Genomic DNA, 12,427 nt, shown 5'->3' on the forward strand with positions numbered 1-12,427 from the left:
TCAGCGTTTTAAAACACTCAAATTGGCTCGCGCGTGAAGCATTAAGTTCTTCATATCGCGCACTGCCTGATCAAGCCCGACCAAGACTGCACGGGCAATAATTGCATGCCCAATGTTAAGCTCTGAGAGCTCAGGCAAAGCCGCCACCGCAGCAGTATTAGTGTAGTGTAAGCCATGCCCAGCGTTAACCTGCAAGCCTGCAGCTTGCGCATATTTTGCCGCATCATGCAGCATCAATAAACTGTGATGCTGTTGTGAAATGTTCGATTGTTCCGCGTAAGGTCCGGTATGTAACTCGATAATCTTAGCGCCAGTCGCCACCGCAGCATCAATTTGCTGTTTGTCGGTATCGATAAATAATGAGCTCTCGATACCTTGCTCCGCTAGGCGTTCAACGGCACTTTTTATTTTATCCTGTTGATTAACAACGTCTAATCCACCTTCCGTTGTCAGTTCTTCGCGTTTTTCCGGCACCAAACAACAGTAGGCAGGCTTAACCCGACAGGCAATATCGAGCATTTCGTCGGTGACAGCCATCTCTAAATTCATTCGGGTTTGCAACGTCTCTGCCAATATATCAACATCACGATCAGTGATGTGCCGACGATCCTCGCGAAGGTGTACGGTGATACCGTCCGCGCCCGCTTGTTCCGCAATTGCTGCAGCGGTGACCGGATCGGGATAAGCTACACCTCGGGCATTACGCACTGTTGCGACATGATCAATATTCACACCAAGCAAAATGGGATTACCGAGAGCAACGTTATGCATTGTTGGTTCCTTATTGTTTAGACTTCTGTGAAAGTTGCGACAACTGCGCAAAAAGCTGACGGCTTTTTAACGGTTGTTCACCGAGGTACGGTAACAACGCCTGGCGCATAATTAACTTCATTGAGTTTAGCAGGCTAGGATTTGCTAGCTCAAATGTCGCAAGCTGCTGTATCTGTGAGCCTGGCAGGTCACCTGGTCGCGCCTCGCTGACGCGACAAAAGCCTTGTTCGGCAGCAAAACGATAATAAGATGACGGCACAATTTCTGCCCCTTGTTCATCGGTAAACCAATCAAAACCATGCCCTAGTTGACATAACAAACGCCATTCAAATTCGCGCAACACAGGCTCTACCTGAGTTGTTTGAGCCAACCGTGCAATTGCGTTTTGGTAATCATCGAATAAACCATCCAGCGGCTGATAATTTGAAGTCAAACGTTGCACCAGCTCATTAAGATAAAAACCGCTGTAAAGTGCCACGCCGCGCAACGGGATGCTATCAGCAAGTGCTTCGGCATGAATGAGGGTTTGTAGCTCGTGGCGACCACGGGAACTGATCAGCAGCGGGTTAAAAGGTTGTAAGATCGCGCGCCACTGACTCTTAGGCCGACGCGCCCCCTTCGCTACCACCCGGAACCGCCCCTGCTCACGGCTTAGTAGCTCGACAATTAAACTGGAGTCCTGATAAGGCCAGCGATGCAACACAAAAGCGGGTTCCACCGCGATTAATCCTCGTTATAGCCCAAGCTACGCAAGGCCCGTTCGTCATCCGCCCAACCAGATTTAACCTTCACCCACAGTACCAGATGAACCTTACCACCAATTAATTTTTCAATGTCCTGCCGCGCTTCAGAACCAACGGTTTTAAGTTTACTGCCGCCAGCGCCTATAACCATACGTTTTTGGCCATCACGTTCAACCAAAATAAGTGCATTAATATGGGTTGTCCCTGAGGGCGCCGTCTGAAAGCGTTCAATTTCTACTGTGGTGCTATAAGGTAATTCATCGCCAGTGAAGCGCATCAGCTTTTCACGAACAATTTCTGCTGCCATAAAACGCAATGAACGATCGGTAACATAGTCTTCCGGGTAGTGATGCGCACCTGGTTTAGCATAGTTGTGAACCAGTTGGCGTAACCCTTCGACCTTATCACCAGTTTTGGCTGAAAGTGGAATGATCTCGGCAAATTCATGACGTCCCGCAAGTTTCTGAAGTAACGGTAATAACGCGCTTTTATCTTTAATTTGGTCCACTTTGTTTACCACTAAGATAATCGGTTGCTGGCTTTTTTTCAGCTTATCTAATACCAAATCATCTTCCTGAGTCCAGCGCTCAGCTTCAACCACGAAGAGTACCAGTTCAACGCCACTGATAGAACTTGAAGCTGCGCGGTTCATCAACCGATTGATAGCTTTCTTTTCGTCTTTGTGAAGGCCTGGAGTATCGACATAAACAACTTGTCGCTGACCTTCAGTTTCAATTCCCAAGATACGATGTCGCGTGGTTTGTGGCTTGCTCGAAGTGATACTGATTTTCTGTCCGAGAATACGATTTAGTAAAGTTGATTTGCCAACATTCGGACGGCCAACAATGGCCACAAACGCGGATGCAGATTCGGTTAAATCGGTTTCATTGCTCATTTTGTAATTTGCTCCTGCGCTTGCAACAGTTCTAAAGTTTGCTCGGCGGCGTGCTGCTCCGCTTTGCGGCGGCTAGTGCCGCTGCCCAACACCGGTTCAGCGAGTAGCTCCGTAATGCAACTTACCGTGAAGCTCTGATTATGTGCTTGCCCTTGAATCGCCACCACATCGTATAACGGTAGTGGCAATTGGCGCCCTTGCAAGTACTCCTGCAAGCGAGTTTTAGGATCTTTATGTCCGGCACCTGGTTTAATATGATTAAGCTGCTCTTTGTACCAATTAAGGACAACGTTACGACAGTTCTCCAGATCGCTTTCCAGGTACATTGCGCCTAATAAGGCTTCAACCGCATCGGCTAGGATAGATTCGCGGCGATGACCACCGCTTTTCATTTCGCCTGGACCCAGCCATAAATGGCGTCCCAATTGAAATTTCTGTGCCAGTTTCGCCAACGAACGACCACATACCAGTGTGGCCCGCATGCGACTGAGGTCGCCTTCATCAATATTCGGGAAGCGCTCATAAAGAGCTTCGCTGATAATTATACCGAGCACAGAATCGCCAAGGAACTCCAATCGCTCGTTGTGTTGTGCATTGGCACTACGATGAGTTAACGCTTGTTCAAAGCGCTCCCGATTGTTAAATGTATAGCCGAAGGCTTGTTCTAATTCACTCAATGGTGGCTTTGGTAAGCTCACTGTTCATCTACTCCGCCTAGCCGTTTCCAGCGCACGCCACTCGGTATCCAGGTCGGTAACAAACTAGATTCAGGCCGTTGCATTTCGAAACTCATCCAAATGAAAACTGCACGCCCTACCAGGTTTTCTTCTGGGACGAAGCCCCAGTAACGACTATCTTCTGAATTATCGCGATTGTCGCCCATAACAAAATAGCTCGCTTGGGGAACTATCCACTCGTCACGTGCCGTACCCTGCTGCTGAAAGTAAAAACGCTCGCGGCCGCCGACGGTTGGATCAATCAGGGTCGCATGTTCAATCTTCCCTAGTTGTTCATCAAACCGCTGTAACGGTGAAGCACCGTTAAAGTAAAATGCATCCGTGTGCGCTAAGTTCCGCGCAATCACTTTTAATGGCGGGCATTCACCCTGGCTACCGTCACACGCCGGCTCGATATAAAGCGTTTTGTTACGATAAATCACGCGATCGCCGGGCAAGCCGACAACCCTTTTAATAAAGTCTAATGATGGCTCAGGTGGATACTTAAATACCGCAATTTCGCCACGCTCAGGCTGCCCTGTTTCTAATAATTCATAGCGCCAGATGGGATCACGCAACCCATAGCTAAATTTTTCCACCAGAATGAAATCACCCTCAAGCAACGTTGGCATCATTGACGCTGAAGGAATGCGAAAAGGCTCATAGAAAAATGAACGCAAAATCAAAATCACAAATAGAATCGGAAACACCGACTGGGCAAATTCAGCAACGTTACCCTGAGGTGCGATGCGTTGTTGTGCCTCACTATCAAGAGTTTGTTGTAAACGCTGTTCTTCAGCTGAAATACGCTGTTGGCGCTTCGGTTTCAAAACTTTGGCATCAAACAACCAAATGAGTCCCGCGACAATTGTCACGACCGTAAGCAGTACCGAATAAAAGTTTGCCATGCTTGACCTTGTGGTTATTTCCCTACTTTAAGCACCGCGAGGAATGCTTCTTGCGGAACTTCGACATTCCCTAACTGTTTCATCCGCTTTTTACCTTCTTTCTGCTTCTGTAACAGTTTCTTCTTGCGACTGACATCACCGCCGTAACATTTTGCGGTCACGTTTTTACGTAATTGTTTCACTGTCGAGCGCGCAATGACATGGTTGCCAATGGTCGCTTGTATTGCGATATCAAACATTTGCCGCGGTATTAATTCGCGCATTTTTTCCACTAACAAGCGGCCTCTTCCTTGCGAGTGCTCACGGTGAGTAATCATCGCAAGTGCATCAACACGATCACCGTTAATCAGTACATCGACACGGACCATATCGGCTTCCTGGAATCGTTTAAACTGATAATCTAAAGACGCATAACCGCGCGACGTCGATTTCAAACGATCGAAGAAGTCCATCACAACTTCCGCCATCGGCAACTCATAGGTAACGGCAACCTGTTTACCGTGGTATGCCATTTTTGTCTGCACGCCTCGCTTATCAACACACAGCGTAATAACGTTACCAAGATACTCTTGTGGTACCAAAATATTGGCTTCAACAATAGGTTCGTAAATCGCTTCAATATCGTTGACCGGCGGCAAATTAGTCGGGTTATCTACACTAATTTCGGAACCATCCGTTTTCACGACTTTGTATACCACGGTTGGTGCAGTGGTGATTAAATCGATATCGTATTCACGCTCCAGCCGCTCCTGAATAATCTCCATGTGCAACATGCCGAGGAATCCGCAACGGAAACCAAAACCAAGAGCTGAAGAGTTTTCAGGTTCATAGAACAACGATGCGTCGTTTAACGACAGTTTGCCGAGGGCATCACGGAAGTTCTCGTAATCGTCAGAGGAAATCGGGAACATGCCAGCATACACTTGCGGCTTCACTTTCTTAAAACCCGGTAAAGCACCATCTGCTGGAGTTTTCGTCAGCGTTAAGGTGTCACCCACAGGTGCACCCAAAATGTCCTTAATGCCAGCGATCACGAAGCCAACTTCGCCACAGCGCAAAATACCGGTTTCTGTTGGCTTTGGTGAGAAAAAACCAACCTTATCAATTTGATGCGTTTGTCCGGTTGACATCACTTTCATTTTGTCACCCGCGCGCAAGATACCATTCTTTACCCGGACTAATGACACTACGCCTTGGTAGTTATCAAACCACGAGTCAATAATAAGAGCTTGTAACGGAGCGTTTGGGTCACCTTGGGGTGGCGGTATTTGACGCACAATTCGTTCAAGTACTTCAGTTATGCCAACACCCGTTTTCGCCGAACATTGCACGGCATCGATGGCTTCGATGCCAACAATGTCTTCAATTTCTTCAGCCACGCGCATCGGGTCGGCTTGGGGCAAGTCGATTTTATTCAGCACCGGCACCACTTCAAGATCCATTTCAATCGCTGTGTAGCAGTTTGCCAAGGTTTGCGCTTCCACGCCTTGAGCTGCATCAACGACCAACAACGCACCTTCACAACCGGCTAAACTACGCGAAACTTCATACGAGAAATCTACGTGGCCCGGCGTATCGATAAAATTTAGTTGATAGCTTTCACCATCTTTTGCAGTGTAGTGCAAGGTGACACTTTGCGCCTTGATGGTAATGCCCCGCTCCCGCTCAAGATCCATGGAGTCGAGCACTTGCTCAGCCATTTCGCGATTGGATAGTCCGCCGCAATCTTGAATAAGTCGGTCAGATAAGGTCGATTTACCGTGATCAATATGCGCAATGATCGAAAAATTTCGAATATTTTCTTGCTTAAACGCCCGTTCTGGCATTCATGCCCCCGCAACTACAAAATTAAATACGTGAATAACCGGTGATCATACTGATAATACGGCTCATAACAAAGGTTTTTCGGGAGATTTCAGTGCAATTGTTGCACTTGAAGTAATTGACTGACTTTAACATCACGCATCTGGAACCAACGCTTAAGTCCCCAAAACGAAGCCGCAAAGCCGGCTAAGGACAAAAGGATAGCCCTTCCCTCACTGATACCAAGCACTAGCTGGGCCAATAAGGCTGTTGCCAACAAGGCAACAAGCGGTACCCCGTATATCAATAAAGATGCTCGGGTTAACATTTGTTCGGGCAATAACAATTCGATTTGCTCGCCAACCGCGAACGTCATGCCCGCTGGTTTTGCCACTCTGAATTCTGCTCGTCGATCGGAAAATGCTTTGGAAATAATACCGGCGCCGCAGTTCGACTGTTGCGCGCACCCTGAGCACCCGGATTTAAGCTCAGTGGTCACCAGCAGGGTATCTTGCTCGACGGTTTTGATAATCGCGACTTCTCTAATCATTGGCTTACCGTTTAACTGTTTACTTAACTACTTGATTGCATGCTCTCAGCAATTCGCTGCAAGGTGTTCACTGGAAGTTTACCTACAACGGTGATGGCATAGTCACCTTTATTAAGGTTAAACAGTGATTCAGGTCCTTTCAGCGCCAACTCTGGCAACGCTTGTTGCTGACTCTGACTCACGTAAATTGACACTTCAGTAAGACCATCGGTGTAGAGAAAGTAATCGGTCGCTAGCCGCGTTTCCGCAACTCGTCGGTGGCTGGCTCGTAGCAAGGTAAATCCAGCAGGTACCCACTGGGGTTCCAGGCTGAATCGTGGTGGCTCCATATTGCGTATCTCATGCAACCGCGGAGGGCGCTGAACACCACGTAAATCACTCAAAGTAATTGGCATTGATTCACGTTCCACAAAGGTGGTCAGTTGGATTTGCTCTAGCACCTCGCCTTGCGGCGTGGTCATTTGCATTTTTAACAGCATGCCACTCTTGCGGTCGATCCATAAACCATAATGGTAGCGATCATTATCGCGACTTAAAATGCGAAGAAAATAGGTGGAACGGCCAGTAACCCGCATACCACGGTCAACTAAAACCTGATAATGAGGCTGTAATTTTTCGAAAGGTAGGTAGAACGCCGCAGGCAATAAGCCATAGGTCACATCACTATGCAAGGTGTAAGAGCTATCGCTGGGCTGTGAATAATAGGACGTATCGTCACCAATGCGGACACTGCGAACATCGGCACCATTCAAGCGCACTACTAACTCGACTTCGAGACCATCTTCGTACACACCGTGCAGCCAGGTCATCGGTTCGAGCCGCGCACCGCTGCTTTTAACTAGCGTAGCTTCAAAGTTGAGTTCGCGAAGCGCTGACGACATTTGGTTAAACCAATACTCGGCAGACGCGGAAGGTGTTTGTGCGGCAGGAGCTTGGGCGACGACTGGAGCGGTAAAACTAACCAGCAGCAGCCCAACAAGGCTGCCACGCCACCAGCTATTGGTCATTTTCGACTGGTTCTTCGTCCGTTTTAGTATTCGTTTCAAAATTCTCATTTAACTGCTGCGCCTGCAAAGAAAGCTGAAGTTGTTGTTGATGATCCAACATGTAGGATTGCAGCAAACGACTCTGCTGTGCAAGCTCAGCTTGCGTTGGTTCATTCGATTGCAGCACAGTATTATAACTTACTGGATTCCGACCACCAATAGGTGCGGTTGCAAAAGCAGGTTGCGCGGTTTCTTCTGGTACCACAGGTGCCGTTTGTTGCACCGAAAGAACTGCTACTAAAGCGACACTTGCCGCTATCGCAACGCTGCCAGCAGGTCGCAGCCAACCTTGTAACGCTTGCTTACCAAACCGACCTTGAACGACTTTGCCAGGTTGCGCTTCGTTACTGATTTTAGCTGCTACTGCAGCACTGATATCCAGTGGCTGCTGTGTTGTAGCATCGTTTTTCATTACTCGACCTATTAAGGCATAACGTCCCCAAGCTTGTTGCGCTTCGGTGTCGCTTAACAAAGTATCCAATTGCTGCTCCTGCTCCCGCGAATCATTGATCGCGTTATCGAGCAGTGCTGATACTTGTTCATAGCTACGGTCTGTCATAAGGTTTCCTTTAACTTTTTAGCGCTCTAATAAGGGTTTTAACTGCGCGTCGATTGCTTCTCGAGCTCGGAAAATGCGTGACCGCACCGTTCCAATAGGACAATCCATCTCGATTGCAATTTCTTCGTACCCTAGCCCTTCTAATTCACGTAAGGTAATTGCTCGACGGAGGTCTGCCGGTAATGCCTCAATTGTGCGCATCACTACATCGCGAATTTCATCCGTCAACAACAAACTTTCTGGTGATGCTGAATCACGAAGTGCGCCTGAACCTTCGTAAAAACCTGCTTCTTCTGCATCAACATCTGATGCCGGTGGCTTGCGCCCTTGTGACACCAAATAATTCTTCGCAGTATTCACGGCGATGCGATACAACCAAGTGTAGAACGCACTATCGCCCCGAAAGTTCCCTATCGCCCGATAAGCTTTGATAAACGCTTCCTGGGCCACGTCTGGAACATCTGCTGCCTGCTTTACGTAACGCGAAATCAGGCTCATTACTTTGTGCTGATATTTTTTAACCAACAAATCAAAAGCCTGTTGGTCACCCTGCTGTACTCGCAGTACGAGGGCTTTATCAGTATCTTGTTCGCTCATTTGAGCCTGTTCTCCTCAACTCATAGCGTGTACTGCGAACCAGGCCCAAGCTCTTATAAATTGCATGTTGCAAATTATGACCGAAGCTCTGGTAAAAAGTTCGCAAAATAATTCTAAAAGAGTAAAATCGCTGGTATTCCATCGACAAAACAGCGCTTTGTGCCTGATTATTCCCCTACTTTATGAAACAAGTCATCGATTATCAATGCGACGTACTTATCATCGGCAGTGGCGCTGCGGGCCTTACCCTTGCCTTGCATCTTGCTGATCACGCTAATGTCATTGTGCTATCCAAAGGACCACTTACTGAAGGGTCAACCTATTACGCTCAAGGTGGCATCGCCGCTGTCTTCGATGAAGATGATAGCATTGAAAGTCACATTCAGGATACGTTGGTCGCTGGTGCCGGGCTCTGTGATCCTGATGCTGTTGCCTATACCACGTCAAATGCACGTAAAGGTTTACAGTGGTTGATTGACCTCGGGGTTGGTTTTGACCGCGTTGACGCCGCCGACAGTGCATCTAAATTCCACCTAAACCAAGAAGGTGGCCACAGCCATCGGCGTATTTTACACGCAGCTGATGCAACCGGTAAAGCCGTACAAACCACACTTGTTGGTAAAGTTAAGGCCCATTCCAATATCCGCATTTTAGAACGCTATAATGCCGTTGATCTGATTACCAACCGGCAAACCCTTAAACAACAACAGGTTTATGGTGCTTATATTTGGAACCGCGCAGCTGAACGGGTTGAGACCGTCGCTGCCAAGTTTGTTGCGCTGGCAACAGGTGGCGCAAGTAAAGTCTACCAATACACATCCAACCCGGATGTCGCCAGTGGTGATGGTATTGCCATGGCATGGCGTGCCGGCTGCCGGGTCGCTAATATGGAGTTTAACCAGTTCCATCCGACGTGTTTGTTCCACCCTAATGCCCATTCATTTTTGCTCACCGAAGCCTTGCGTGGTGAAGGTGCTTTATTGAAGCGTCCGGACGGTACCCGCTTTATGCCCGACTTTCACGAAGCCGCTGAGCTCGCGCCTCGCGATGTTGTAGCGCGCGCCATCGATTATGAGATGAAGCGTTTAGGTGCTGACTGTATGTATCTGGACATCTCCCATCAAGCTGCCGATTTTATTCGTGAGCACTTTCCAACGATTCACGATAAATGCTTAGGCTTAGGTATTGATATCACTCACGAAGCTATGCCGGTAGTGCCAGCAGCCCATTACACTTGTGGTGGAGTCATGACAGATTTGCGTGCGCAAACAGATTTACCTCATTTATATGCGATTGGTGAGGTCGCTTGCACCGGACTGCACGGTGCCAACCGCATGGCGAGTAATTCTTTGTTGGAATGTGTGGTTTTCGCCCAAGCCGCTGCGGAACATATCTGTACAAAACTAGCGACTGCACAATTGCATTTAGATTTACCAGGCTGGGATGAAAGCAAAGTGACCAATTCCGATGAAGAAGTCATCATCCAGCACAACTGGCACGAACTTCGTTTATTTATGTGGGATTACGTGGGTATTGTGCGTACCAATAAACGCCTCGAGCGTGCCTTACGCCGTATCGAGTTGCTACAACAAGAAATCCACGAGTACTACAGTAACTTCCGGGTCAGCAACAACCTGCTGGAACTTCGGAACTTGGTACAAGTCGCTGAACTTATTGTACGTTCGGCGATGCAACGCAAAGAAAGCCGCGGCCTGCACTACAATCTCGATTATCCAGAAACGTCAGAGCTTGCGCACCCCTCGGTTCTCACGCCAGGCCAAAAATAAGCGTCGACAACGAGCAAAGGCCTGGCCATCGGTCCAGAACACGCAGCACAGCCACCAGCAGGGTGCGCGTTGCAATTTTCCACATTGCACACGTTCAAAGCGAGCAAGTATTAGCCAGGGTGTGACAAAGATAGCGCTCGGCTGCTCCAGTTGCCATAAAGCAAAGCTATCCAGCCGCAGTAGTCGCTGTTGCTCACTATCGAACGCCCAAACCGATGGTGCAATACCGCACCACAACCACGGACGCTGACAGCAAAGCCACACCTCTAAACTTTCACTCGACTCAAAATAAAATCGACCATACCTTTAAGCTCTTTATCTTCGCAGGCTTGATGCCCCATAAACCAGGCAAAAAGATCAGGGTCATCGCAAGTTAACAAGCGTCGAAATGCAGCTTGCTGGGGTTCATCTAAATCGTCGTAGGCCTCTTCGACAAATGGCATAAACAGTACATCGAGCTCCAACATGCCGCGGCGACAAGCCCAACGCATGCGGTTCTTGTCACGTAAGCTATCTGCATTTTGTTGTAACTTTTGCATAGGATTTTATTGCGCCCCTTGTATATTAAAAATCTGTCCCCACCTTTCTGTCATAGACGCGAAACAACGAGGTTGATTGTGTTAACGACAGAGTTTACCAAAGCTCCACCCGAATACGTAACAGTTTCACTTGATGATCACGGGATTATTCAAGTTTCGGGACCTGACACTGAAAGCTTTTTGCAAGGGCAGTTCACCTGCGACCTCGCTCAGCTCTCTGAGCAGGACTGGATTTTCGGCGCTCACTGCGACAATAAAGGCAAGACGTTGAGCCTATTTTGGATTCTTCGTTACGCTGATGGCGTACTTATAGTTACGTCCAAGCCAGGCTTGGAAGCATCGTTAAACCAACTCCAGAAGTTTGGCGTCTTTAACAAGGTTGAGATTCGTGATGCCACAACCGACTTCCAATTACTTGGCGTGTTTGGCACAGCTGCTCCAGCTTATCTGGCAGAACTGCTTGGCACACCACTTAAAGAAGCAGGCACAAACAGCGTGAGTCACACCGATCATGCTGTGGTGCTAAGTCTTGGTACACATCCTGACCAGTATCTTTGCCTGAACCGTGGCGAACCACTACCCAGCAACTCGGATCTGCGCTATTGGCATGCGTTAGAAATCGAACGTGGTCGGCCGACCCTGTTTTCAGGTACAATACAAGAGTTCGTACCCCAAATGCTGAATGTTCAAGCCTTGGACGGCATAAGCTTTAGCAAGGGGTGTTATATCGGCCAAGAGACGGTGGCCCGAATGAAATATTTGGGCAAGCAAAAGCGTGCACTTTTCCGCCTTAGTGGTCACGGCAAGCAGGTTGCAACAGGTACAATTGTTGAACAACAGCTTGGTGACAACTGGCGACGTGCAGGTACGGTAATAAATGCAGTGAGCCGTGCTGACCAGCATCTTGATGTGTTAGCGGTACTTCCGAGTGATCTCGAAAGCACCACACCATTACGCATTAAAGGTGATGACGCGAGTCTTTTGGAAATTTACCCACTGCCTTATAAATTGGATGAATCATGACTCAAACCATTAGCCAAGACAAAGTTGTCGGCATTCACTACACCGTGAAAACTGCCGAAGGACAAACGTTAGACCAATCTAAAGAAGGTCAACCGTTACAGTTTATCTTTGGTCGCGGCATGTTGATTAAAGGTCTCGAAGATGCACTTGCAGGTAAAAGCCAAGGCGACAAATTCGCTACCGACATCTCTCCTGAAAATGCTTACGGCGAGCGCCACGATGGCCTGATCCAAACCGTACCGCGCAACTTGTTCGGCGACAACCCTGTCGAACCAGGCATGCAATTCCGTGCCAGCACGGACAACGGTGAGCAATCAGTAGTTATTGTTGAAGTTAACGATGATCAAGTAACTGTCGATGGTAACCACCCATTAGCAGGTACTGAGCTTAACTTTGACGTAGAAGTTGTTGAAGTTCGTGACGCTGATCCAACCGAGCTGGAGCATGGTCACGTGCACACTGACGGCGATCACGACCACGCTTAATCGAA

General features: G+C 48.3%; 15 protein-coding genes. 3 read left to right on the forward strand and 12 right to left on the reverse strand.

Going from position 1 to position 12,427, the window contains the following annotated elements:
• The 10 genes from pdxJ to rpoE all read right to left on the reverse strand — a co-directional run bounded on the left by pdxJ (nt 1) and on the right by rpoE (nt 8,588).
• On the reverse strand, nt 1–771 hold the full coding sequence (pdxJ, locus tag ACQ5ES_RS02960; RefSeq protein ID WP_445014467.1) for a pyridoxine 5'-phosphate synthase: 771 nt from the start codon (nt 769–771) through the stop codon (nt 1–3).
• Nucleotides 772–781: 10 nt separating this feature from the next.
• Nucleotides 782–1,489: a DNA repair protein RecO gene (gene recO, locus ACQ5ES_RS02965; protein ID WP_445014468.1), complete on the reverse strand. Its 708-nt coding sequence runs from the start codon at nt 1,487–1,489 to the stop codon at nt 782–784.
• 5 nt (nt 1,490–1,494) lie between these two features.
• Nucleotides 1,495–2,409, reverse strand: coding sequence for a GTPase Era (era, locus tag ACQ5ES_RS02970; RefSeq protein WP_445014469.1), 915 nt, complete (start codon nt 2,407–2,409; stop codon nt 1,495–1,497).
• Entirely contained in the window at nt 2,406–3,107 is a 702-nt protein-coding gene (gene rnc / locus ACQ5ES_RS02975; protein WP_445014470.1) for a ribonuclease III, read from the reverse strand. The genes era and rnc overlap by 4 nt, the downstream gene beginning before the upstream one ends.
• On the reverse strand, nt 3,104–4,033 hold the full coding sequence (gene lepB, locus ACQ5ES_RS02980; RefSeq protein WP_445014471.1) for a signal peptidase I: 930 nt from the start codon (nt 4,031–4,033) through the stop codon (nt 3,104–3,106). Before lepB ends, rnc begins: the two co-directional genes overlap by 4 nt.
• 14 nt (nt 4,034–4,047) lie before the next feature.
• Nucleotides 4,048–5,859, reverse strand: coding sequence for a translation elongation factor 4 (lepA, locus tag ACQ5ES_RS02985; RefSeq protein ID WP_445014472.1), 1,812 nt, complete (start codon nt 5,857–5,859; stop codon nt 4,048–4,050).
• 89 nt (nt 5,860–5,948) lie between these two features.
• On the reverse strand, nt 5,949–6,386 hold the full coding sequence (locus ACQ5ES_RS02990) for a SoxR reducing system RseC family protein (RefSeq protein ID WP_445014473.1): 438 nt from the start codon (nt 6,384–6,386) through the stop codon (nt 5,949–5,951).
• Between the two features lie 23 nt (nt 6,387–6,409).
• Nucleotides 6,410–7,393: a MucB/RseB C-terminal domain-containing protein gene (locus ACQ5ES_RS02995; protein WP_445014474.1), complete on the reverse strand. Its 984-nt coding sequence runs from the start codon at nt 7,391–7,393 to the stop codon at nt 6,410–6,412.
• Nucleotides 7,383–7,991: a sigma-E factor negative regulatory protein gene (locus tag ACQ5ES_RS03000; protein ID WP_445014475.1), complete on the reverse strand. Its 609-nt coding sequence runs from the start codon at nt 7,989–7,991 to the stop codon at nt 7,383–7,385. Before ACQ5ES_RS03000 ends, ACQ5ES_RS02995 begins: the two co-directional genes overlap by 11 nt.
• 18 nt (nt 7,992–8,009) lie before the next feature.
• On the reverse strand, nt 8,010–8,588 hold the full coding sequence (gene rpoE, locus ACQ5ES_RS03005) for an RNA polymerase sigma factor RpoE (protein WP_445014476.1): 579 nt from the start codon (nt 8,586–8,588) through the stop codon (nt 8,010–8,012).
• A 182-nt stretch (nt 8,589–8,770) separates the two neighbouring features.
• On the opposite strand from rpoE, the gene nadB reads away from it, so the two are divergent.
• Complete coding sequence (gene nadB / locus ACQ5ES_RS03010; protein ID WP_445014477.1) at nt 8,771–10,375, forward strand: L-aspartate oxidase; 1,605 nt, start codon at nt 8,771–8,773, stop codon at nt 10,373–10,375.
• Here nadB and ACQ5ES_RS03015 read toward each other — a convergent pair.
• Entirely contained in the window at nt 10,331–10,639 is a 309-nt protein-coding gene (locus tag ACQ5ES_RS03015; RefSeq protein ID WP_445014478.1) for a hypothetical protein, read from the reverse strand. The genes nadB and ACQ5ES_RS03015 overlap by 45 nt on opposite strands.
• 2 nt (nt 10,640–10,641) lie before the next feature.
• Complete coding sequence (locus ACQ5ES_RS03020; RefSeq protein WP_445014479.1) at nt 10,642–10,914, reverse strand: FAD assembly factor SdhE; 273 nt, start codon at nt 10,912–10,914, stop codon at nt 10,642–10,644.
• Nucleotides 10,915–10,992: 78 nt separating this feature from the next.
• On the opposite strand from ACQ5ES_RS03020, the gene ygfZ reads away from it, so the two are divergent.
• Both ygfZ and ACQ5ES_RS03030 read left to right on the forward strand, forming a co-directional pair.
• Nucleotides 10,993–11,937 (forward strand): tRNA-modifying protein YgfZ, encoded by a 945-nt coding sequence (ygfZ, locus tag ACQ5ES_RS03025; RefSeq protein WP_445014480.1) that lies wholly within the window; start codon nt 10,993–10,995, stop codon nt 11,935–11,937.
• Nucleotides 11,934–12,422, forward strand: a complete 489-nt coding sequence (locus tag ACQ5ES_RS03030; RefSeq protein ID WP_445014481.1) for an FKBP-type peptidyl-prolyl cis-trans isomerase — start codon at nt 11,934–11,936, stop codon at nt 12,420–12,422. Before ygfZ ends, ACQ5ES_RS03030 begins: the two co-directional genes overlap by 4 nt.
• Nucleotides 12,423–12,427 lie beyond the last annotated feature (5 nt).

It is taken from the genome of Pseudidiomarina xizangensis (assembly GCF_052541995.1).